This window comes from Endozoicomonas sp. SESOKO2 (assembly GCF_024606245.1).
Taxonomy (GTDB): domain Bacteria; phylum Pseudomonadota; class Gammaproteobacteria; order Pseudomonadales; family Endozoicomonadaceae; genus Endozoicomonas_A.
This window is the reverse complement of record NZ_JAHHPQ010000802.1, coordinates 1-21,629: the sequence shown is the minus strand read 5'-3', so window position 1 is coordinate 21,629 and position 21,629 is coordinate 1. Positions and strand designations below refer to the sequence as shown.

22 protein-coding genes are annotated in these 21,629 nt (G+C 48.5%); 1 reads left to right on the top strand and 21 read right to left on the bottom strand.

Going from position 1 to position 21,629, the window contains the following annotated elements:
* Window positions 1-32: 32 nt before the first annotated feature.
* The 15 genes from KDK17_RS18985 to ndk form a co-directional block, all read right to left on the bottom strand.
* Entirely contained in the window at window positions 33-497 is a 465-nt protein-coding gene (locus tag KDK17_RS18985) for a hypothetical protein (RefSeq protein ID WP_257288812.1), read from the bottom strand.
* A 16-nt stretch (window positions 498-513) separates the two neighbouring features.
* Window positions 514-1,434 carry a hypothetical protein gene (locus KDK17_RS18980; protein WP_257288811.1) on the bottom strand — a complete coding sequence of 307 codons (921 nt, stop codon included), beginning with the start codon at window positions 1,432-1,434 and terminating at the stop codon, window positions 514-516.
* A 138-nt stretch (window positions 1,435-1,572) separates the two neighbouring features.
* Complete coding sequence (gene truA / locus KDK17_RS18975; protein WP_257281502.1) at window positions 1,573-2,376, bottom strand: tRNA pseudouridine(38-40) synthase TruA; 804 nt, start codon at window positions 2,374-2,376, stop codon at window positions 1,573-1,575.
* Between the two features lie 133 nt (window positions 2,377-2,509).
* On the bottom strand, window positions 2,510-4,927 hold the full coding sequence (locus KDK17_RS18970) for a FimV/HubP family polar landmark protein (protein WP_257288810.1): 2,418 nt from the start codon (window positions 4,925-4,927) through the stop codon (window positions 2,510-2,512).
* Between the two features lie 383 nt (window positions 4,928-5,310).
* Window positions 5,311-6,318: an Asd/ArgC dimerization domain-containing protein gene (locus tag KDK17_RS18965; protein ID WP_257281500.1), complete on the bottom strand. Its 1,008-nt coding sequence runs from the start codon at window positions 6,316-6,318 to the stop codon at window positions 5,311-5,313.
* A gap of 112 nt (window positions 6,319-6,430) precedes the next feature.
* On the bottom strand, window positions 6,431-6,877 hold the full coding sequence (locus tag KDK17_RS18960) for a PaaI family thioesterase (protein ID WP_257281499.1): 447 nt from the start codon (window positions 6,875-6,877) through the stop codon (window positions 6,431-6,433).
* Window positions 6,874-7,335, bottom strand: coding sequence for a PaaI family thioesterase (locus KDK17_RS18955; protein WP_257281498.1), 462 nt, complete (start codon window positions 7,333-7,335; stop codon window positions 6,874-6,876). Before KDK17_RS18955 ends, KDK17_RS18960 begins: the two co-directional genes overlap by 4 nt.
* Window positions 7,336-7,538: 203 nt before the next feature.
* On the bottom strand, window positions 7,539-9,005 hold the full coding sequence (gene der / locus KDK17_RS18950; protein WP_257281497.1) for a ribosome biogenesis GTPase Der: 1,467 nt from the start codon (window positions 9,003-9,005) through the stop codon (window positions 7,539-7,541).
* A gap of 222 nt (window positions 9,006-9,227) precedes the next feature.
* Window positions 9,228-10,382 carry an outer membrane protein assembly factor BamB gene (gene bamB, locus KDK17_RS18945; RefSeq protein WP_257281496.1) on the bottom strand — a complete coding sequence of 385 codons (1,155 nt, stop codon included), beginning with the start codon at window positions 10,380-10,382 and terminating at the stop codon, window positions 9,228-9,230.
* 3 nt (window positions 10,383-10,385) lie between these two features.
* Window positions 10,386-11,057, bottom strand: a complete 672-nt coding sequence (locus tag KDK17_RS18940; RefSeq protein WP_257276206.1) for a tetratricopeptide repeat protein — start codon at window positions 11,055-11,057, stop codon at window positions 10,386-10,388.
* 3 nt (window positions 11,058-11,060) lie between these two features.
* Window positions 11,061-12,341 carry a histidine--tRNA ligase gene (gene hisS, locus KDK17_RS18935; protein WP_257281495.1) on the bottom strand — a complete coding sequence of 427 codons (1,281 nt, stop codon included), beginning with the start codon at window positions 12,339-12,341 and terminating at the stop codon, window positions 11,061-11,063.
* Between the two features lie 192 nt (window positions 12,342-12,533).
* Window positions 12,534-13,472: a helix-turn-helix domain-containing protein gene (locus tag KDK17_RS18930; RefSeq protein ID WP_257288809.1), complete on the bottom strand. Its 939-nt coding sequence runs from the start codon at window positions 13,470-13,472 to the stop codon at window positions 12,534-12,536.
* Window positions 13,462-14,220, bottom strand: a complete 759-nt coding sequence (gene pilW / locus KDK17_RS18925) for a type IV pilus biogenesis/stability protein PilW (protein WP_257281493.1) — start codon at window positions 14,218-14,220, stop codon at window positions 13,462-13,464. Before pilW ends, KDK17_RS18930 begins: the two co-directional genes overlap by 11 nt.
* Before the next feature lie 143 nt (window positions 14,221-14,363).
* The gene (gene rlmN, locus KDK17_RS18920) at window positions 14,364-15,512 is read right to left on the bottom strand and encodes a 23S rRNA (adenine(2503)-C(2))-methyltransferase RlmN (RefSeq protein ID WP_257288808.1); all 1,149 of its coding nucleotides are present in this window, start codon (window positions 15,510-15,512) and stop codon (window positions 14,364-14,366) included.
* Window positions 15,513-15,794: 282 nt separating this feature from the next.
* A complete protein-coding gene (gene ndk, locus KDK17_RS18915) occupies window positions 15,795-16,226 on the bottom strand; it encodes a nucleoside-diphosphate kinase (protein ID WP_257281491.1) in 432 nt (143 codons plus the stop codon).
* 316 nt (window positions 16,227-16,542) lie between these two features.
* On the opposite strand from ndk, the gene KDK17_RS18910 reads away from it, so the two are divergent.
* Window positions 16,543-17,865: a serpin family protein gene (locus KDK17_RS18910; protein WP_257288807.1), complete on the top strand. Its 1,323-nt coding sequence runs from the start codon at window positions 16,543-16,545 to the stop codon at window positions 17,863-17,865.
* A 61-nt stretch (window positions 17,866-17,926) separates the two neighbouring features.
* Here KDK17_RS18910 and iscX read toward each other — a convergent pair whose 3' ends face one another.
* The 6 genes from iscX to KDK17_RS19725 all read right to left on the bottom strand — a co-directional run bounded on the left by iscX (window position 17,927) and on the right by KDK17_RS19725 (window position 21,625).
* Window positions 17,927-18,121: a Fe-S cluster assembly protein IscX gene (gene iscX, locus KDK17_RS18905; protein ID WP_257281490.1), complete on the bottom strand. Its 195-nt coding sequence runs from the start codon at window positions 18,119-18,121 to the stop codon at window positions 17,927-17,929.
* 83 nt (window positions 18,122-18,204) lie between these two features.
* Window positions 18,205-18,543, bottom strand: coding sequence for an ISC system 2Fe-2S type ferredoxin (gene fdx / locus KDK17_RS18900; protein ID WP_257281489.1), 339 nt, complete (start codon window positions 18,541-18,543; stop codon window positions 18,205-18,207).
* 2 nt (window positions 18,544-18,545) lie between these two features.
* A complete protein-coding gene (gene hscA / locus KDK17_RS18895) occupies window positions 18,546-20,411 on the bottom strand; it encodes a Fe-S protein assembly chaperone HscA (RefSeq protein ID WP_257288806.1) in 1,866 nt (621 codons plus the stop codon).
* A gap of 9 nt (window positions 20,412-20,420) precedes the next feature.
* Window positions 20,421-20,924, bottom strand: coding sequence for a Fe-S protein assembly co-chaperone HscB (hscB, locus tag KDK17_RS18890; protein ID WP_257281487.1), 504 nt, complete (start codon window positions 20,922-20,924; stop codon window positions 20,421-20,423).
* A 245-nt stretch (window positions 20,925-21,169) separates the two neighbouring features.
* A complete protein-coding gene (gene iscA, locus KDK17_RS18885) occupies window positions 21,170-21,493 on the bottom strand; it encodes an iron-sulfur cluster assembly protein IscA (protein WP_257281486.1) in 324 nt (107 codons plus the stop codon).
* A gap of 54 nt (window positions 21,494-21,547) precedes the next feature.
* Window positions 21,548-21,625, bottom strand: coding sequence for an iron-sulfur cluster assembly scaffold protein (locus KDK17_RS19725; protein ID WP_257288813.1), 78 nt, complete (start codon window positions 21,623-21,625; stop codon window positions 21,548-21,550).
* Window positions 21,626-21,629 lie beyond the last annotated feature (4 nt).

Sequence of the window (21,629 nt, the reverse complement as noted above, 5' to 3'; positions counted from 1 at the left end):
CCTCAATTTCTTGCAATCCTCGCTACGGACGCTTAAGTCCGACAGGCTGCTAGCAAAACCTTCCGGCATTGGTTGATGTCTTGCGTGTATTGACTGATATGCCTGCGAAGATCACTGTCGAACAGGTAACTGAATGCATCATAGCTGGTTACAATCAGCTCCAACCCTTCCCGGAACCAGTCCGGAGCCAACTCCACCCCTGAAAGCCACAGTAAAATATTACTGTAATCCTGCAGCAGTTTTTGTCGCGACACTTCGAGTACTTGATCGACAGGGTTTTCATTGTAGTTATAAGAAAGCTTATAGCTGATTCTGTAGCCAGGCAGCTGATTTCTCATCAGTCGAATTAAGCTATTCCTTGACTCTCGAGCAGCTTTTTGACTGTTAAACATCCCATTACCGTAGTAAAGAGCCAATTCGGGTGGAGAAACCTGACATTCATTTGCATTCACTATTGAAGCCGCTAGCAAAAGCAGCACTATCAAATAATTTTTCATATTCTTCCCTGAATATTTAGTTCTGCTGTTCACGTTTAAAGTTACATTGACTCTCCAAATCATCAGTCAAAGTGAATGTCATACCGCTGAAGTAACTGTTTAGCTTGTTCCATGCCCTCAATCTCTCTGACGTATTGTATGTTTTTGCTTCTAACTCCAAGAGAAACTTTGTTGCCTTATCCTCCAAAACAAATGACATACAGTCCAGTGCGGCGCCTGTTTCTGGCTCAAGAGCTATCACTGCGTTTTGGTCATATGCGCTTATCAACTCTTTCTGGAGACTATTGGCAAATGACAGAGCAGCTTTCCTCTCCTTTTCAGAACCTCCTAATGCTCTCTCAATAAACCGTTCAACATCATCACGAACACCATCTTGATTACTGTCAATTCCTGCCAGACCTATCAACCCATCCTCACCAGGATCAGTTGGCAGATCGAATAACCAGCGAGTGTCGACAGATTGCAGACACTGCTCCCAGGAAAGGCTTTCAAAGCGCTTATTCTTGTTCAATACCAGACAGTAGCGACTATCTCTGAATTGAAAGCTCAAACGTTGCTGCAGATACCGAACCGGATAAAGGACACCAAATTTGCGCTCTGACGTTAATGGATGGAACTGCTTGCGCCATCGGAAAACATTCAGCCTTCTGCCTTCACCAGAAACCACCTCATCTTCATCTACCTCCCAGTCTTGCATTTTGTCCTGATCACAAGACCGGGAATAGGCCAATCTTCCACCGCTGAAGTGAGGCAGCCAGTTAAACTTTTTTTTAATATTCTGACTCCATTGGTCTCGCTCCTTCGAACCCTCCTGCAGACAGACCCCCTCCTCCTGACCGCCCCATTCCAGTGATCCGGCCCGAGTGAATCCACTCAACACCAATAGAGCTGCAACGAAGACAATAAAGCCTACTGTAGACATATGTCGTTTTCTCATCACCCATCCCTGGTTGCCTTAAAATAGCCATGAACGAAAAAGCATTTTCGCGGCTGTAAAGGATACTAATCGATAAAGCCAGATGCCCTATTCAATAACAGACCCCACAGGACACCGGGTTGTCAAGGAACCTCCGGGTCACCAGGGCAGCGCCGAAGCTACAAAGAAAGGGTTCGGTTCACTTTTTGGCAGTTCATACTCTGCCGGGTAACCTACATCGACAAAATAAAGACCATGGGGCTTTGCTGTAACACCCCCTTCAGAACGACTTCTGGCATCCAACACTTCTTTTGCCCAGACAGGTGGCTTTCTACCGGCACCAATCTCCAGAAGAACACCCGTGATGTTTCTTACCATATGATGAAGAAACGCATTCGCCCTGACATCTATCACAACCATATCGCCATGCCTGTAAACATTCAGGTGCTGAATTTCACGAACCGCATGTTTCGCCTGACACTGCACCGCACGGTAAGAATCAAAGTCATGTTCACCCATGAGGTACTGCCCGGCAATATTCATCCACTCTACATCCAGTGGACGGTAGTAAAAGGTGACACCTCTGGGCAGATGAGCAGGTCTCACCGGGCGATTAAGAATTATGTAGCGATATCTGCGCCACAAAGCAGAGTAGCGAGCATGAAAGTCTTCACTGACAGGCTGGACCCAGTTGAAGGTGATGTCATCCGGCAAGTTGGAATTCCCACCAAATGTCCAGCCGTAGCCACTACGAACTGACTCAGTGTCAAAGTGAATAATCTGGTTACAACCATGCACACCGGCATCCGTTCTTCCTGCACAAACGACAGCGACAGGATGATTGGCTACTTTTGACAACGCCTTTTCTACAGCAGCCTGAACCGAGGGAAGCCCTGACTTCAAACTTTGCCAACCGTGGTAGCGGGAACCATCATATTGAACACTGGCAGCTAATCGCGGCATGAAAAACACTCACTCCATTCATTAAAAGGAGGGAAATTTATCAGGAGGCAGAAAGAATTGGTAGGGGTAGAAAGATGAATAAAAAGCCCGGAGTGGGTCTATTCCGGGCTTTGTCTGTCATGATTAAAGTCTGTTAACCCGCTTGCTCCATCAATGCCTGAGCTTCCTGCTTTTGTTCGTCGCTGCCAGATTCCAGCACCTCAAGCAGAATATCCCGGGCCCCTTCATTATCACCCATGTCAATATAAGCTCTTGCCAAATCCAATTTGGTTGCCGCTTCATCATCATCAGAAAGGAAGTCCAGATCATCATCTTCCAGAACTGATTCCAAATCCGGCAGCCCATCACCAAGACCCAGAGACTCTTCTTCCGCATCAAGACCGACTTCATCCAATTCGAGCCCCGGAACATCCAGATCATCGACTGAAGCTGAATTCTCTTCCTGAGCAGTTGCTGCCGACTCTGACGACAGTTCCAGCCCATCAAAAGCCTGAGAAGCATCATCCCTGACCTGTTCAGACTCGAGATCAGAATCATCCAGCTGGAAGTCCAGATCATCAGTGGACTCAGTGACCTCATTATCTAATTCCAAGTCATCCAGATCAAAATCCAGATCACCAAGTTCGGCGTCAGGATCAACATCGCTTTCATCACCGAGTGCTTCATTCAGATCAAATGACTCAAGATCATCATCTTCTTCAATAGCCGCTTGCAGAGCAATATCTCCGGAAAAAGCCTCTCCGGAGAAAGCTTCAGATGAGAAGCGGGCTTTATAGGCATCAGCCTGACGAAGGGCATCCTGATCATCCAGCGACTCAACACCCGCCAGAGCGTCTTTAAAGCTCTCCAGATCATTATTTTCAGCATGAACTTCCAGCAGTTTGAGTCTCAAATCTGCTCGATCAGGCTCATTCTCAATGGCTTTCTCCAGCAACTCAACAGCTTGTGGAAATCGGCCGTAGGCAATATAGATATCGGCTTCACTGATCGCATCGTCGGTCTGTTGAGTCGTCTCTTCTTGTTCTTCATCTGCCAGCAAAGTGTCTTCATCAATTTCAAGCGTCTCATCCAGTTCGAACTCTTCCCGCCCCTCCTGAGGCTCATCAGAAATCAGTGTCATAGGTTCCAGATTGGACTCTTCCTCAATCTCAATCTCATCCTCTTCTTCCTGCCTGCGCCGACGGTAGACTAGCAAAGCCGCAATTAAACCTAATGGAAGCAGAGCTGACAAAGCCAGATAAAGGGGATGACTGAACAGGAAGCTCAGGAAACCAGGCTCAGATTCTGGTAATGGCTGCACAGGTGTCGGAAGCGTTCTGCTTTCCAGCGATTCTTGCTCCGTTGCCCCTCCGGGCTGCTGCGTCAAGGCAGCCATCTGATCATCTTTCAGATTTATCAGCCGCTTCAGGGTACTGATCTGATCATCGAGATCTTTTAAACGACTCTTAAGCTCTTCATTCTCGCGAGTCAAGTCATCCATCTTCTCACGAGTCATTGCCAACTCACTCTGCAGGGCCGTGGCTGTCGAATTTGCTGCCCCACCCCCCAGATCGCTGCCAGCACCGGTGCTGTCATTAGTGGCAACAATCGACAAACGCCCATTGTTGCCAGCATCGTCATCACTTGTTACAGCAGAGCTTCGTCGAGTTGCATCCAGTTGTTCAAGACGAGCCTGCCATTCACGATTCTGTCGAGCCACCTCACCAACAGCATCCTGGAAACTCACTTCTTCAATTTCCACTCTGTCAGGCAAACGCAACACCTGCCCTTTTTTGAGACGATTAATATTGTTTTCAATAAAGGCTTTAGGGTTCTTCTTCTGCACGGCCAGCATTGTCTGCTGAACACTCAAATCACTGGCAGGCCTGACACTTTTGGCAATATTCCAAAGATTGTCATTAGGCTGCACTTTATAAGTATCTGACTGGCTTTGTCCGGAGTAGTTACCAATACCGGTGCGAATAGGCTGTTCCCTGACCGGTGTCCCCCGGATAGGTCTGGTTGTTTCTTCTGGCTGGTAGCTGGAAGGTTGGCTCTCAGAGAAACCCCTCTGGTCAAACGGATTCACATTCTGACCACGTGAAGGCGAAGGGTAACCACTGTTGTACGTCTGGGTAAACGCAGGGGTTACCGGAGCCGCTGGTTCCTGGCTGAAGGCAGGCGGATCGAGCAGCATGGTGTATTCCCGGAGCAAGCGGCCACTGGGCCAGTGCACTTCCAGCAGGAAATTAAGGAAGGGTTCACGAATAACCTGATTACTGGTGACATGAATAAAGCCCGTGCCATCCTCTCTCAGAATGGTTTTGAACTTCAGGCCCGATAGACTGAAAGGCCTGTCGAGCCCTGCCCGTTGAAAATCTTCACGAGTGGCAAGATTGGGCAGAATCTCGTTTCGGGTCAACTCTCTGACTTGCAGCAATTCAATCTCGGCATCCAGCGGTTGATTGAGTGCAGAATTTAAGCGCACTTCACCCAACCCCAGCGCATTAGCCAGACCGGAACCCATTGCTCCCGATATGACCATAGCTGCTACAAGCTTTTGCAGTTTCATTATGAATCCTTGTTATCTGCGCGTATAAGCAAACCCGCCCGTAAACACACCTTACATCGACGCCAGAAGCAGAACCGAGTCAGACACGGCTTAATTCCGGTCATCAACACCTCTCAACCCTCGCCTTTTCGGTCTCAAGGTTTTTTCACTGACGACTATTTTTATAATAAACGGCTTTTCAGATGCATGCGGTACCCTCAAACAGAAGACAGGTGCCCATTGTGTATCCAACATGGAATACATCAAAAACTATGATCGTTCATAGCCGTAAAACCGGTACAGTTAATAGTCAGGAAGCCTCTACCCGTTCAAGGCAAGGCCCCGGGACAAAAAATCATTCTGACAATTTCAATAGGGAACTGTCACTATTCTTAGCTAAGTTATCATTTTAAAAAGTCTTTTAGCAATATCTCTGCCACCGCCAATGCCTGAATTGCGCCACACCGCACAGGATCGGCGACAATCCAGAGACATATTTGATCAGCATGGTCCGGATTTTGACGAATCCGGCCAACAACAATGACATTTTTTCCCGCGACGGTTTCAACAGAAGGCATTTCATCAACGGCTGCCAACTCAATGCCAGCGATCCCGGTAAGAAGCTGCCTGATAGTCTGCTCATCCACTGAACGATCAAGATCCAGATGCACTGCCAGACTGTCACCGAAGAACACAGGCACACGCACACAAGTAGCACTGACCCTGAGATCATCCTGATCCAGCCCCTTCACAAGTTCTTCTGCGATCAGTCGCTCCACTGATGTAAAGCCCCCCTCAGTGACATCACCCACTTGAGGCAAGACATTAAAAGCAATTCGCTGCTCAAAAAGCTGTTTCCTGACCGGTTTGCCACTGAGCAGGTCAATCGTCTGCCCACGCAATTCTTCAATCCCTTTCTGACCACTTTCAGCCAATGAAAGGTTGACCATGACATTGACAGAATCAATACCCACTGCGTTTTGAAGAGTCTTCATGACCTGAAGCATCAAAGCAGCAGGGCTGGCAGGAATAGCCACCTCCTGCAAGCCTTTCAGCTTGGCCGCATCCGACAGACCTGGTAAGTATATCTCGGCCTCAGCACCGATAGCGCCATTAACCACACGGCAGCCATCCTCACCGGCCAGATTCAGAACCTCAGGATTAACTTGTGACCCAGCGGGGATAATCAGAAGGTCGGCATCGGCATAGTTAAACGTCAGCGCACTGAGAACATCAAGCTCAGTGCCTTTGAAAGTGACTGTAGCCTCATCACCAGGCTCAGTGGACTCTTCAGATCCTGACAGTGGATAGACCACACCAGGTACTAAATGACTCTCTTCCAAAACGGTCAACACAGCTTCCCCGGCAAGACTCTGTGCATCATAAATTGCTAAATTAAAGGTTCCACTCATGGCCTTCTCTGTATCAATAGATAATTGTCGGGGAATGTATCAGGAAGTGTTCAGGAAAGCACCACTCAGACATGAATTACAGTCACGCCTGAGTGGATGAAGTCAGGCAGTATCAGCTATCGAGCCGGAAGTGTGCTCTGGCTGTAGCCACCGGTGTTTCCCTGCGGCTTTGCCAGGCAGTGATCGAAACATTGGCGATCCGACTACCCTGCCTCACCACATCGCATTCAGCAAAAACATCCTGAACTTTTGAGCTTCTCAAATAATCAATAGAAAAATCCACAATCTTGGGAATTTTAGGTTCATCCATAAACAGCATCAGGTGAATGACAGCAGACATTTCCATGAAACCACCCAGCACTCCGCCATGGAGTGCTGGCAAAACAGGATTACCTGTGTTCTCCCTGTTTTCAGGCAGAACGAAAAGGGCATCATCACCCAGGGACTGGCAACGCATACCAATTTTCCTGGCGTAGGGCAGAAGCTCCGTCAGACGACTGTAATCACTGGTCGCCCTGGCCTGAAGCAAAACCTCTCGAAAACCGTTCTGAATGTTCATTTTGCCAGCCTCTTAGCCATTTGACTCAACGTTCGCCCGGATCTCATAAAGGTCCCCACACCATGAGCAAAAGGTTCGCTAAGGTTGTCCTGGTAGGCCACGCCTCTGGTAAAGACAACGGTTTTAGTGACTCGATAGGCTTCAGCAGAGCAGCGAACCGGCTTGAAAGGATCAGGAAACCCCAAATGGTCAATTCGCAGGTCAATGGTAGGACAGGTCTCAAAATCGGGCAGACTAATGCAGGCGGCTACACCAAAAGCACTATCCATTAAGGTTGTTATCGCTCCTGAATGAATGATACCACTTCCCGGGTTGGCCTCCAGCTCTTCGTTAAACGGCATGCTGACGATAACATTTTCAGAAGATGCATGCTCCGGCTTCATCCCCAATATACGACAGTGGGGTACTGCATGGAAGAACTGCTGGACAATACTTACTAACTGCTCATCGGTATTCATGTCAATGCAATCTCAAATCATAGTAAGTACCAATGTACAGTATAACTATTTTCAAACAACTGTTTAATTTGACGAAAGTCTCAATAAATTCCATTCCAACCGGTAAACCATTGAATAATCATGTCGCTGGTCATTTAGACACTGGATAGAATGGAACTGAGCGCAATATTTGCACCCAGTTTTTTTATCTGATTAAGCAATCTCTAACGGCGGGATTTCTGCTTCTTCTTCCTGCCGTCCGTCTTTTTGCCTTTCAGCTCAATAATACGACGCTTATGAGTCACCTTCCGTTCACCGCCAGGATTCTTCTTGTGAACGACTTTGCGTTCTGCATAAGGATTCTCTGAAGAACGGAATTCAATACGAATTGGTGTCCCCATGATCTTGAGAACCTTTCTGAAGGTATTTTCCAGATAGCGCTTGTAGGAAGCAGGTACTTCCTCCGTCTGGTTGCCGTGAATAATGATAGTTGGCGGGTTCATAGCTCCCGCATGGCAATAACGCAGTTTGATACGACGATTTCGAACCATGGGCGGTTGGTGAATTTTAGTAGCATCTTCCAAAATTCGTGTCAGCTGGTTAGTAGACAACTTGCGAGTCGCACACTCATACGCTTCATCAATGGAATCGTAGAGATGACCAACATTTGTGCCGTGCTTGGCAGAGATCATATGTATACGGGCAAAATTGATGAACTCGAGTCTTCTGGCCAGTTCTTCTTTTACCTTTTTTCGCTCTTCTTCTTTCATGCCGTCCCACTTGTTAACGGCAATCACAACGGCACGACCTGCCTCCAGTACAAAGCCCAGCAAATGCAGATCCTGTTCCACGATACCTTCCCTGGCATCAACAACCAGTACCACGACATTGGCATCTTCAATAGCCTGAAGAGTTTTAATGACCGAAAACTTTTCAGCCACTTCATGGACTTTACCTCGGCGGCGAACGCCCGCCGTATCGATCAGAGTGTAATCCTGCCCCCAGCGTTCATAGGGTATGTAAACGCTGTCGCGGGTAGTTCCGGCCTGATCATAAACGACAACACGTTCTTCACCCAGCAAACGATTGACCAGTGTCGACTTACCAACATTCGGGCGCCCAACGATACCAATCTTGATACCTCTGGCCTTGACCGTTTCCGAGTCCTCTTCATCTTCTTCAAACTCATCAGACTCCGGGCCCATCACTTCTTCGAGGACACCTTCAATCATGCCTTTGACACCACGGCCATGAACGGCCGCAATATGAAAGGCATCACCAAAACCAAGAACGGCAAAATCAGCTTCTGCCTGATCAGCATCAACGGTATCCGTCTTGTTAAGAACCAGATGGTACTGTTTGTTTTGCTTACGCAGATGATCAGCAATCATTTCATCAGCGGCCGTCAATCCGGCTCTGGCATCGACCAGAAACAGAACAATGTCTGCTTCCCGGATAGCCGCCAGGGATTGTTCTGCCATAGCCGAATCAATACCTTCCTCATCACCACTGATACCGCCGGTATCAACAACGATATAGGGCCTGGAGCCCATTCTGCCTTCCCCATACTTACGATCACGAGTAAGACCGGCTACATTAGCAACCAGAGCATCACGAGAGCGCGTCAGACGATTGAACAGAGTAGACTTACCGACGTTGGGTCGCCCCACCAGGGCAATTACAGGAACCATAGACTTCATTCCACAGGGGCTATTGAATACCCCCAAAGATTAACCAGTTACAGACAAACTGCCGTTCAAGAGGGAACAATCTGTCCTGAAACCTGTTTGAACAGGGCCTTAAAGCCCAATGGCAACAGATTCCCAGCATTCTAATAACAGAAAAAGGGCCGAACCTCCTGAGGTTCAGCCCGGCTTTCTTCCTTTGCCAAACTCACTGCTTAATTCAGCAAATCACTTTTGATTTAGCGCAGTCAGGATACCGTCAGCACTGAGCACATACAGAAAATCACCCGATACCACAGGAGGTGCTTTAATCGCCGATGAACTCGCCTTAAAGCGACCTGCCATGGCACCATCAACCTGAGACAAAAGATGAACATAGCCTTCCAAATCACCTACGGCCACAAAGCTGCTGTAAGTCGCCGGTGCTGTCAGCAAACGATATTCCAGCTTATCCTGCCTCCAGCTAACCGCACCGCTGCGTTGATCCAGAGAACTGATATAACTGCTGTCATCGGTCAGATACAGAGATCCAAAACCTTCCGCAATGGATTTGTAGCTCGATAGCTCTCGACTCCAGCGTATACGCCCGCTATACATATCCAGGGCAGCTACATTACCCTGAAAACTGACCATAAACAGATTGTCACCTACAACCAGTGGCTCGGCCTTAATGTCGACCATTCTCTCCAGCTCGGAGGTTCCTTTAGGAAGAGAGACACGACTGTTCCACAAAGGACCTCCATCATTAACTCTGAATGCTTTCGCCTCACCATTGGAGAGCCCTACAAAGACAGCTTCCCCCTCAATAAGGGGTGTGCTGGAGCCTCTCAAAGTCAGAGCAGGCTGCAGGTTTTCCTGATGCCAAAGCTCTTTACCGGTCTCAGCATCCAGAGCGGTAATGGTGTCATCAATACTCTGGACCATTACAACACGGCCATTAGTTTGGGGAGAAGAAATGACTTCACTGCTCACTCTGGCTTTCCAGAGCTCACTGCCATCTTCCTCTCTGAGAGCAATGACATGACCGTCCAGGGTTCCAATAAGTAACATTCCGTAGTCAGCAGTAATACCACCACCGACGGGTAATTCCAGACTCTTCTTCCAGATTTCCCTGCCGGACCCGAGATCCAGGGCAGAGACATTTCCTTGGGCGCCTGCAACATAAATTACGTCGCCAGATACAGAGGGCACCAGCCGCTCATAACTGTCCTCGACACCTTTACCGATGCTTTTGGACCAGACCTCTTTCAACTCAATATCTGGTTCAAACTCAGTCAGAGGTTTTGGTTTGCGGACTATTTCCTCATCATCGGAAAAAAGGCTGCAGGCAGCCAGCCCCAGTGTCAGGGAAACGATCAGCAGTGATCTGATTATCCTTTCCATCCATTAGCCCTCTTTTATGTTGGCTGCCAGGTCATCCAGTTTGAACTGCAGCAAAGGCCGGGACTCTCCGTTGGTGCGGGCGGCTTCCAGTGCCTTTTCATAGGATTCACGTGCTTTGTCTCTCTGACCCATCGCCAGATACGCATCGCCTCGAACAGACTCGATTGTAGCTACAAAACCGGCTTCTGACTTGGCCTTGGTCAGGACATCCAGCGCTGCTTGAGCGTTATCGCCAGACTGGCTGAGCATCACTCGCGCCAACCTGGCACGAGTTACCAACTCAACTTCCAGATCAGGCTTTTGAGCCAGCACCCATTCAAGAGAAGAACGAGCACCCTCAAGATCGTTATCCAGAACCTGTTCACGAGCCTGAAACAGCGTTGCAAAAGCCGCATAATCAGTGCTCTCATAATCAGACTGCAGAGTTTCCACTACGTGTTTAACGGTGGATTTCTGCTGCTCTGACAGTGGCTGTCCATGAGCTGTCTGGGTAGCTTCCAGAAGACTCTGGTAAAGCTGTGATGAAGCAGCTGCTGTCTCCAGTTGATTCTTCTGGTAAGCCTTGTAGCCAAAAATAGCGATGACTGTGATAGCGACACTGGCAACAACGGGCTTTCCGTATTCCTGCCAGAGGTTTTTGAGCAGTTCTACTTCTTCTTCATCTGAGCGACTCACGCTTTACTCCTGAATTCGCTTTTTCAAAAATTCAACCACAGCAGGAATACCCATGCTCTCCTGCTCACCATCCGTTGACAAAGGCTTAACGGATACCGACTGACTGGCCAACTCATCTTCTCCAACGATGAAAGCGTAATCAGCTCCGCTGCTGAAGGCCCTCTTCATCTGCCCTTTAAAGCCTCCGCCGCAATTCACCAAAATGCGCACGCCTGGAACACCTGTTCTTATTTGCTCGATCATAGGGAGAGCTTTAGCACTGACACCCTCCCCTCGGGTGACGACTGCGACATCAACGGTTTTATGAACTGACCCGGGAACCAGGTTGAGTGTTTCCAACATTAACACCAGACGCTCAAGCCCCATGGCAAACCCTACTGCCGGTGTTGGCTTGCCACCCAGCAATTCAACCAGGGCATCGTAGCGGCCACCACCGCAGACGGTTCCCTGTGCGCCAAGACTCTCTGTTATCCATTCAAACACGGTCCGACTATAGTAATCCAGCCCGCGAACCAGACGTGGATTGACATCATAAGAAATCCCTGCTGCATCAAGAATACTTTTCAGGGTTTCAAAATGCCCGGCCGATTCAGCGTCCAGATAATCGTGCAGTACAGGGGCATCTGCAACAATTTCCCGGGTGCGCTTATCTTTGCTATCGAGAATTCTGAGAGGGTTAATACTCAAACGATTTCGACTGTCTTCATCCAGTTCCTGCTCAAAGCGGGATAGGTACTCGACCAAAGCCTCACGATAATTCTGGCGAGCTTCCAATGTTCCCAGAGTATTAAGTTCCAGACGCACATGCTTATGGATACCCAGCTCTTTCCAGAGTCTGGCAGTCAACAATATGAGTTCTGCGTCAATATCGGGGCCAGCCATGCCGAAGGTTTCAACACTGAACTGGTGAAACTGACGATAACGTCCTTTCTGTGGGCGCTCATAACGGAACATGGGGCCCATAGTCCAGAGTCTTTGTGTCTGGTTATAAAGCAGACCATGCTGGATACCAGCACGTACACAACCCGCTGTACCTTCAGGACGCAGAGAAAGACTCTCGCCGTTGCGATCCTCAAAGGTATACATTTCCTTTTCGACAATATCCGTACCTGCACCAATACCCCGGCTAAACAGAGGACCGGGCTCAACCACAGGCATTCTGATTTCGCGATAACTGTAGGTCGCCATCAGGTTACGGAGTCTGGATTCCAGATACTGCCAGGCTGGACTCTGATCTGGCAGGATGTCATTCATCCCGCGAATGGCTTGAAGTTGCTTTGCCAAGTTCTGAGGTCCTCTCAATCCTCTAAAGTAGCGTTGGTGAACAGGTAATAATGGCAGATAATGCCAGAAGTGTTACTACAGACCGGCAACAATTGCTCAAAAATGCTTATTCCAACGCAAAAGCGTCAACTATAACTTTTCCGGAGCCCCGAGTACATGACAGATAGGTTCGTCACGGAATCCGTATCTTAATCAGCCCGCTTCCAATACCAGGCTTGCTACCCTGCGGCCGGGCTCAGGTGCCTTGATCGCGACTTTTTTGCCATCAAACTTGAGATCCGCCACACCTTTAACATTGCCAAAACGGACCTGAACGGAAGAAGGCACTTCGAGCCTCAGATTAGAACCCGCTCTGTGAACATCGGTATAGAGGTCATGACCACTCATATCCTTGATCTGGATCCAACAGTCCTCTGCAAACTCAACAGCCAGACTGACCAGAGAGCCACCTGCTTCGTAGGGAGAGCCGTTAGCTTCAGGAACGGCGCCTTCAACTTCAGGAGGGGGGCTAACGGCTTCGGGAAGGGCATTATCAACTTCGGGAAAAGCGCCATCAGTTTCCGAAAGAGAACCTTGAGACTGACTAACAGATTCTTCACTGTCATGGGCAACAGCAGGTAGAACGTCCTTTTCTAATTCTGCTTCAGGCTCAATAAGAACGGGAGCCTGTTGCCGGGAATTCACTCCCGACGGGGAAACAGAAGGGTCGTCCAAATTCCATTCATAATAACTGCCCGCGCCCACCAGAATAACGGTGAGAAGGCTCGCGCCCCAGGCAAGCAAAGGAGACATCGGACGCCGGCTTATCAAAGAAGTGCCCGCTTTAAGGTGAGTAGTTTCTGAACCTCTGTGCCCAGTGTAACGATCAAAGTGATCCACCAGCTCATTGCCATCCAGTTCAAGAACCCGGGCATAAGATCTGACGTATCCCCGGGCAAAAACCAAGCCTGGCAACGCCTCAAACTCATTACTCTCTATGGCCAGAATATACGACTCTGGTACTTTCAGTCGATCTGCAACTTCCTCCACTGAAAGTCCTGCTTTATGCCTTCCAGATTGAAGTAACCGGCCCGGAGAATGATCAGCATCCGCCTCCAGACCTTCCTCACTGTTTTGCTCATCAGTATTCATAACTGCTTCTACTCCGCACTCCCTCTCCAGTGGAAGAAGGGAATAAGCGCCCTAATTGCAAAGAATAACTGGCTGCGGCATCCTGATCACCATTGATTCTGGCCAAACGAACCCCCAGTCTCAGGGATCGCTCATTCTGACGGGAAAGACGGGTAAAGACCTGATAGTGCTTCCAGGCTTCACGAAACTGGCCCTGCTTCTCAAGTATTGCTGCTAATTCCAGACTTGCACGGGGTAAATTACTGTTCAGTTTCAGAGCCTTGTCAAAATGCTCCGCAGCCAGGGTTAAGCGGCCTTGTCTTAATGCCACCAACCCCAGATTTTCATAAGCTCGACTTCGGCTACTGTACCGAACGTCATCAGCGGCCTTCTCAAATTCGCGGTAGGCTTCGCTCAGACGGTTCTGACTGAAGAGAAAAACACCGAAGTTATTATGAATTTCAGAAGAATCAGAATTCAGGGAAAGAGCTTCCTTGAAGGATTTTTCAGCTAGACTTGCCTCTCCCTGAAGCTGATAAACCAGCCCCAACATGCCATAAGCATCAGCTGATCGAGGCTGGATCTCCAACGCCCGGTTGATAGGCTTAACTGCTTTCTCGGTTAAGCCCTGTTGCACATATCCTCTGGCCAGTTCCAGGTAGCTACGGACAGCTTCGTTTTCATTGACGGGCTCAGGCCCACCGCTTGTCACACAGCCACTCAGGATGATACTGAACAAAACTGCACTGATTCTCAGTTTTGCGATCATGCTTTTCCCCGTTTTTTAATTATTTTGAACATAGTAAGTGAACCGGGATAGCCAAGGCCACAGAAATTTGCCCCCAACTATCGTAACTTTCAGCTCAAACAAGCTGTTATCAAAGCCAATGAATTGACAACCGGATACTCTAATCAGCTGGCATTCACCTGGCGAGCAGTGATATAGCGTTCACTTCTTCGTGTTTTGTCAGCAACCTGCCCCACCAGCTGACCACAGGCAGCGTCAATATCGTCACCACGAGTCCTGCGCACAGTCACATTAAAGCCAGCTTCCTGCAGTTGTTCCTGAAAGCGACGTACAGCATTATTGCTGGGGCGTTGGTAACCGGAATGCGGGAACGGATTAAAGGGGATCAGGTTGATTTTACAGGGGACGTTTTTCAACAACTGAATCAGTTGGGCCGCATGCTCAGGCTGATCATTCACTCCGGCCAGTAGCGTGTACTCAATGGTTACGACACGTTTGTCAGGAAGCCCGCTCATGTATTGATCGATCGCATCCAGCAATTCTGACAGTGGATACTTGCGGTTGATCGGAACCAGCACATTCCTCAATTCGTCATTAGGAGCATGAAGTGAGACAGCCAGAGATACATCAGTCACTTCACCCAATTTAAGCAGCGCAGGAACAACACCCGAGGTGCTCAGCGTCACCCTGCGCTTGGACAGACCATAACCGAGGTCGTCCATCATCAGATTCATGGCGTCGACCACATTATCAAAGTTCATCAAAGGCTCGCCCATCCCCATCATTACGACGTTGGTGATAGAACGATCTTTCTTTGCGGGGACATTATTAAAGTGACGCGCAGCAATCCAGACCTGACCGATAATTTCGGCCACAGTAAGGTCGGAGTTAAAACCCTGCTTGCCGGTTGAGCAGAAGCTGCAATCCAGTGAACAGCCTGCCTGGGAAGATACACACAGGGTGCCACGCTTTCCGTCCGGGATATAAACTGTTTCAACACAGCTGCCCGAAGTGACTCTGACTACCCACTTGCAGGTGCCATCTTCAGAAAACTGGCTACTGACAACTTGGGGACCACGAATTTCAGCCACCTCTTTCAGCTTTTGTTTGAGGGTTTTGCTGATATTGGTCATTTCATCAAAGTTATCGATGCCAAAATGATGAATCCACTTGAGCATCTGCTCGGCACGAAACTTCTTTTCACCTATGCTGAGAAAAAAATCCACCATCTTATTGCGGGACAGATCCAACAAGTTGACGAATTCGTTCTGAACCTCACCGGCCTCAGCACTTACGGTGATCAACTCTGACATTGTTAATACCTCAAAAAGCCATGAGCGTTACATGACGCACGACAGCCATAGGACGGGCACGCATTATTCCTCGCCCGGAATGAAATACACGCCTGAAATGGCTGCATTCTCATTAACTGCGATGAGAGACTGTGGGAGGCCGACATTGAGTTAATGAAAAATGATTCACGAAAAAACATGTGCGCCATTAAACCACAATAGCCACGGCATTTTCATAGATAAAAATACGGGGCACACCTGAACCCTGATTTCAGGGGACAGCATGAATACCCCGTTATGTCATTATCGAGTACGAGGACAAACGTCTGCATCTTCAAAGAAGTAGGACACTTCTCTGGCAGCAGAAGCCGGAGAATCCGAACCATGCACTGCATTTTCATCAATAGTCTGAGCAAAATCAGCACGGATAGTCCCGGCAGCGGCTTCAGCCGGATTGGTAGCTCCCATAAGCTCACGGTGATGAGCAACAGCGTTTTCGCCTTCCAGAACCGATACAACAACAGGGCCCGAGGTCATGAAAGACACCAGATCGTTAAAGAAAGGACGCTCTTTATGCTCAGCATAAAAACCTTCTGCCTTCTCTTTGCTCAGCTGAACCATGCGGGTTCCAACAACTTTGAGGCCAGCTTTTTCAAAGCGGCTAAAAATTTCGCCGATGACATTTTTAGCAACAGCGTCAGGCTTGATAATTGACAAAGTGCGCTCTACGGCCATTACACTCTCCAAACGTTCTTCTATTGGCCCATTACAGGTCAAGTTTATAATTCAATGCGCTACCTCCAGTCATTGGGGAAGCTTGGATGGCATTGTAAACGATCACTATCTCAGTGTCAGTTTTATCCGCACAAAATCATACAAGTCGAAACCAAATTCAGGTCATCGAATTTCAAGACAATGTCACCCCGGATATTCCATGCCAATTATCAGCAGTGTTCTCAATGAGCAACTACAATTCTAACGCACTCGCGGGAGTGCAGGGTAATTAGCAATTGTCTTGGCTTCTGAATAACTTAACATGACAAGGATAAATATGACTTTAACAGACAGGATAACCAGACGCTCTTCTGGATACGGGGCAATCCGGCTTACACTGTTATTATTTTTCTTTGTATCAACATCAACTCCCCTTCAGGCTACCCCTCATGTATGCCAGAAGTGCAAGAATGTTTATAATGATGATGATTTTCTAGTCTGCCCAATCTGCCACCCGGCACCTGCTGACCCGCCAGCTCAACCAGAAACACAACACTCCCAACAATTAAAATGGGTGATGCGGCTTTTTATGTTGGCAGCGCAAGCGCAGCCAGATTCAAATTTTATTTTTTCCCCTGACAGTCTCTTTCAGGCTCTGTCGGCTTTACTCGCGGGCGCCTCCGACACTACTCAGGAGTTACTGGCAAAATTTTTGGAAAGGAATTCTCCCTCCTCTTCCACAACAGAAGCACCAGGTGCCAGTCCAGGGCAAAGCGTGGTTTACACTGCCGGCAACGCTTTATTATTAGCCTCCCGGTACCAGCTTCAGGATTCCTATCGCAGGGAAGCCGAAAAGATGAGCACGGCTATTCATGACAACATTGACTTCCGCAACAGGCCATCCTTAAAAGCACTCGCTGAACAGCTTAATCAAGAGTTCTGCTATTTAACCCATGGCATGATTCGATCTTTTTGCAGTGCCAATCAATGGAACACAGAGACCGCACTCATTCTCATAAATTCTGTTTACTTCAGAGGGCTGTGGAAGCAACCTTTCTATCGTAAAAACGGAGGAGGACTCTTTACTCTGGAAAACGGTACAAATGTACACCTCAGAAGAGTTTTACATCAAGAGATACGACACACAGGGTACGCTATCCAAAATGAGTGGCAAGCAGTAACGGTTCCCTACCGTGGAAACTATGAAATGGTACTGGTTTTGCCACCGGAAGGAACAGCACTCTCAACGGCATCTCCTGAAATAATGGCCAATTTACTTGCGTCACTGCAAGCTGTGCCAGAAATAGATCTTACTTTACCTGCCTTTGAAAGCTACTCTGGAACTGAGTTGAGTTCTGTGTTGAGAAACACGGGCCTGGAATGCTTATTTCAACAAGGTAGGGTGACTTTAGGAGGCATGCTAGTCGGCTCCTCAAAAGGGATCTTCTTGTCCGGCATTCAACAAAACTGCGCCATAAAAGTCAATGAATTGGGGACTGAAGCTTCAGCAATCACTCAAACGTGCTTTGTCGATGGCATCAGAAGAAATATCAAAATTAATTTTAACAGACCATTTCTTTATATTTTGCGACATAAGGACACAGGGAGAATACTCTTTATAGGGCAAATACTTCACCCTGAAACCCTTAACTACCGTTAACTGAAAGAAAAAAGATCAATGATGACTGCAAGGTTCTCATTGATCCTGCCAGTCAGACTGATCACTCAAGCTCTTCAATCCAGGCCGCCTGAATAGCTTCCAAAATCTTTTCTCCACAACGCGCCGGATCATCATCAAAATCTTCCAGAGCCATCACCCACGCTCTCAGATCAACAAAATTAACAAATTTCGGATCAACATCCGGGTGCGCATCAGCCAGCTCAGTAGCAATGTCGAAGATGTCTGTCCACCTCATAATCTTTCTACCTTATATCCGGTGACCTAATCAGCAGAGAGAAAGAGACTCATAAGAGTCTCTCCATCGAAAGCACAGCAGGCTCAATGCTTTTCTGACACCTGGTTAAGCGTGTACATGGGTATTTCCACCACCAGATTCTCTTCAGCCACCACCGCCTGACAGCTCAAGCGAGACTCAGGCTCCAGACCCCAGGCTTTGTCGAGCAGATCTTCTTCCAGCTCATCCGCCTCCTCCATACTGTCAAAGCCTTCACGGACAACCACATGACAGGTCGTACAGGCACAGGACTTTTCGCAGGCATGTTCAATTTCAATGCCATTAGCCAGAGCCGCATCGCATACGGTCATTCCCGCCTCAGCCTCAATCACGGCCCCTTCCGGGCAGATTTCATCATGAGGCAGAAATACGATTTGTGGCATGTTCAGGACTCCTTGAATTCGTCAATCTTATGGCCCGAGAGTGCCTTTCGTATGCCAGAATTCATACGCCGGGCAGCAAACTCATCACTGGCCTTGCTGATACGTTCAATTTCGAGCTTGATAGCCTCTGCATCGCCCTGACGCCTCACAGCGCCCAGGCTTTCAAGGTCAGCCACCAGTCGGTTAAATTCATCTTCACTCAGCAGTTCACGCCCATCAGCCTCGAGTGCCGTTACCAAAGCTTGTGTTAAACGATCAGCCTCTACTTCCTGCTCCCGCAGTTTTCTGGCATCACGGTCTTCGACGGCACTGCTCATGGACTCTTTCAGCATACGAGCGATTTCATCATCGGTCAGACCGAAGGAAGGCTTGACCTGCACACTACTTCTGACACCCGTAGCCATTTCTTCCGCGGATACATCCAGCAGACCATCTGCATCAACCTGGAAAGTCACACGAATCTTGGCAGCACCCGCAGGCATTGGGGGAATACCGCGCAATTCGAAATGCGCCAGCGAACGGTTATCACTCACCAGCTCTCGCTCACCTTGCAGAACCTGAATGGCCATTGCTGTCTGGCCCTCTTTGTAAGTGGTAAATTCCTGAGCCCTACTGACTGGAATAGTCGTATTCCTGTGAATGACTTTTTCCATCAGTCCACCCATGGTTTCCAAACCGAGCGACAGAGGAATTACATCCAGCAGCAACATTTCTTCAGCAGACTTATTCCCTGCCAACACATTAGCCTGTTGTGCAGCACCCATTGCAACAACCCGATCCGGATCAATAGACGTCAGTGGTTTCTTGCCAGTAAATTCGGCCACAGATTCACGAACAAAAGGCACACGAGTAGAACCACCTACCATAACCACTTCATGAATATCAGCAGCCTTAACACCTGCATCACGCAAGGCTCGCTTGAACGCTCTGATGGTTTTAGAAACCAGTGGCTTTACCAGCTCGTTAAACTGAACACGGCTCAGTTCACCCTGCCAGCCGGCAAAGGCAACTGATACGCTATCTGAATCAGTCAGGAACTCTTTGGCCCTGCAGGCCTCAGTCATTACCGACCTGTAACTACCACTATCAAGATCCGTTTCAGACACAGAAGCAGACTCCAGAATCCAACGTGCAACCGCTTTGTCAAAATCATCACCACCCAGTGCCGAATCCCCCCCCGTAGCCATGACTTCAAACACGCCTTTCTTAAGCCTGAGTACAGAGATATCGAAGGTACCACCACCGAGATCGAAGACAGCAATAACTCCTTCAGACCCGACATCCAGACCGTAGGCAACAGCTGCTGCTGTAGGCTCATTCAAAAGCCGATATACGTGTAACCCGGCCAGCTTGGCTGCATATTTAGTCGCCTGCCGTTGTGCATCATCAAAATAGGCAGGTACGGTAATGACCGCACCATCCAACTCACCCCCCAGGCTTTCACTGGCACGCTGCGCCAATGAACGAAGAATTTCAGCAGACACTTCAACCGGACTGACAGCACCACGACGGGTTTCTATAAGAGGCATACTGCTTTCTGACCGACCGAAGTGATAAGGCATCACCTCACCCAGTGTATTGACATCTTCAAGACCACGCCCCATTAGTCGTTTAATTGAGACAATAGTATTCAGTGAATCGTCTATCACGTGAGCTTTAGCTGCCAGCCCTACCTCGACTCCCTGCTCTGCGTATCGAACGACTGAGGGCAGGATATGATAACCATCATGATCAGGTAATGTTTCCACAGAGCCGGATCGAACCGTCGCTACCAGAGAGTTGGTAGTTCCCAGATCAATGCCTACTGCGCGTTTTTGCTGATGAGGCTCCGGAGCCAGCCCGGGCTCAGATATCTGAAGAAGTGCCATATTCGATTCTCAATCACCCAGAAGCTCGGCTTCCAACTGCTCCATTTCGGCAGACAGCTTCACCATGAATTGCATTTTTTGAACGACAGCCGCAGCCTGCTCCAGAGAAGCCTCACCCCCCTTTTGCCAGAGAGAGGCAAATTCGCTTTGATAATCTGCCATAATTTGATTCACCTGTGCCATCAGCCGCTCTAGTTCAGATTCAGGATCCTGATGTTCACGAATTTCGCTGACAGCTTCTCTCAGCTCCATCTGCTCCATCAGAAAGATCGTATCCATAACCGTATTATTTTCAAGATCAACGGGTCGCCCAGCGAGTTCCAGCAAGTAAAGAGAACGATTGAGAGGCGACTTCAGTGTTTCGAGCCCTTCGTTAACATAGGCTGCGTACTGAACCGCCAACCTTTGCTGACGCTCATCTTCACCAGCAAACCGGTCAGGATGAACAGACTTTTGCAATTCACGATATCGTTCGGATAATAACGCCTGATCGACTTGAAATCCGACAGGCAATTGAAACAGCTCGAAAAAATTCTTAGTTAAATCGACCACGATACCAGACATTCCAAATGAGTAGAGGTCGGAATTATATGGGCAAATAAAATGCCTGAAATCCCGAAACCTATTTATTACGCAACCTTTATTATGCTCACCTTCCAATGACAAAAAGCCCTTCGCCACCTGAGTGATGAAAGACTCTTCAATGCATTCAAAAAGGGGTGGGTTCAGACTGCATGGATATCACTGTAAGCGAGCGTTCAAACGTTGAAGCTCTCACCACAACCGCATTCACTGGATGCATTGGGGTTGTTGAACTGAAAGCCTTCATTTAAACCTTCCCTGACAAAATCAAGCTCAGTGCCATCAAGGTAGACCAGACTTTTCTGATCGGAGTATATGTTGACGCCCTTACTTTCAAAAGACAACTCGTCTATAGCTGTTTCATCCACGAACTCCAGCACATAAGCCATGCCCGAGCAGCCAGAAGTTCGCACCGCAACACGGATGCCAAGCCCCCTGCCGCGCTTCTTCAGTTGACCCCTTACATGCCGGGCTGCGGCCTCTGTCATGGTGATCGCCATGAAATACTCCAACTCAATACATAAATCCAATAGGCCAATGGAATACCATTAACCTTAAGACTCGCCGTGCTTGGTACGATAATCGTCGATTGCAGCCTTGATCGCATCCTCAGCCAGTACTGAACAGTGTATCTTC

Excerpts from the sequence above, each read along its gene's own strand:
- KDK17_RS18970 (WP_257288810.1), bottom strand. The coding sequence starts at position 4,927 with ATGAAACTGCAAAAGCTTGTAGCAGCTATGGTCATATCGGGAGCAATG.
- pilW (WP_257281493.1), bottom strand. The coding sequence starts at position 14,220 with ATGATCGCAAAACTGAGAATCAGTGCAGTTTTGTTCAGTATCATCCTG.
- iscX (WP_257281490.1), bottom strand. The coding sequence starts at position 18,121 with ATGAGGTGGACAGACATCTTCGACATTGCTACTGAGCTGGCTGATGCG.
- rlmN (WP_257288808.1), bottom strand. The coding sequence starts at position 15,512 with ATGTCAGAGTTGATCACCGTAAGTGCTGAGGCCGGTGAGGTTCAGAAC.
- KDK17_RS18980 (WP_257288811.1), bottom strand. The coding sequence starts at position 1,434 with ATGAGAAAACGACATATGTCTACAGTAGGCTTTATTGTCTTCGTTGCA.
- KDK17_RS18930 (WP_257288809.1), bottom strand. The coding sequence starts at position 13,472 with ATGAATACTGATGAGCAAAACAGTGAGGAAGGTCTGGAGGCGGATGCT.
- bamB (WP_257281496.1), bottom strand. The coding sequence starts at position 10,382 with ATGGAAAGGATAATCAGATCACTGCTGATCGTTTCCCTGACACTGGGG.
- truA (WP_257281502.1), bottom strand. The coding sequence starts at position 2,376 with ATGCCGCGATTAGCTGCCAGTGTTCAATATGATGGTTCCCGCTACCAC.
- KDK17_RS18960 (WP_257281499.1), bottom strand. The coding sequence starts at position 6,877 with ATGAACATTCAGAACGGTTTTCGAGAGGTTTTGCTTCAGGCCAGGGCG.
- hscA (WP_257288806.1), bottom strand. The coding sequence starts at position 20,411 with ATGGCACTTCTTCAGATATCTGAGCCCGGGCTGGCTCCGGAGCCTCAT.
- KDK17_RS18965 (WP_257281500.1), bottom strand. The coding sequence starts at position 6,318 with ATGAGTGGAACCTTTAATTTAGCAATTTATGATGCACAGAGTCTTGCC.
- KDK17_RS18985 (WP_257288812.1), bottom strand. The coding sequence starts at position 497 with ATGAAAAATTATTTGATAGTGCTGCTTTTGCTAGCGGCTTCAATAGTG.
- iscA (WP_257281486.1), bottom strand. The coding sequence starts at position 21,493 with ATGGCGATCACCATGACAGAGGCCGCAGCCCGGCATGTAAGGGGTCAA.
- KDK17_RS18955 (WP_257281498.1), bottom strand. The coding sequence starts at position 7,335 with ATGAATACCGATGAGCAGTTAGTAAGTATTGTCCAGCAGTTCTTCCAT.
- fdx (WP_257281489.1), bottom strand. The coding sequence starts at position 18,543 with ATGCCACAAATCGTATTTCTGCCTCATGATGAAATCTGCCCGGAAGGG.
- ndk (WP_257281491.1), bottom strand. The coding sequence starts at position 16,226 with ATGGCCGTAGAGCGCACTTTGTCAATTATCAAGCCTGACGCTGTTGCT.
- KDK17_RS18910 (WP_257288807.1), top strand. The coding sequence starts at position 16,543 with ATGACTTTAACAGACAGGATAACCAGACGCTCTTCTGGATACGGGGCA.
- der (WP_257281497.1), bottom strand. The coding sequence starts at position 9,005 with ATGGTTCCTGTAATTGCCCTGGTGGGGCGACCCAACGTCGGTAAGTCT.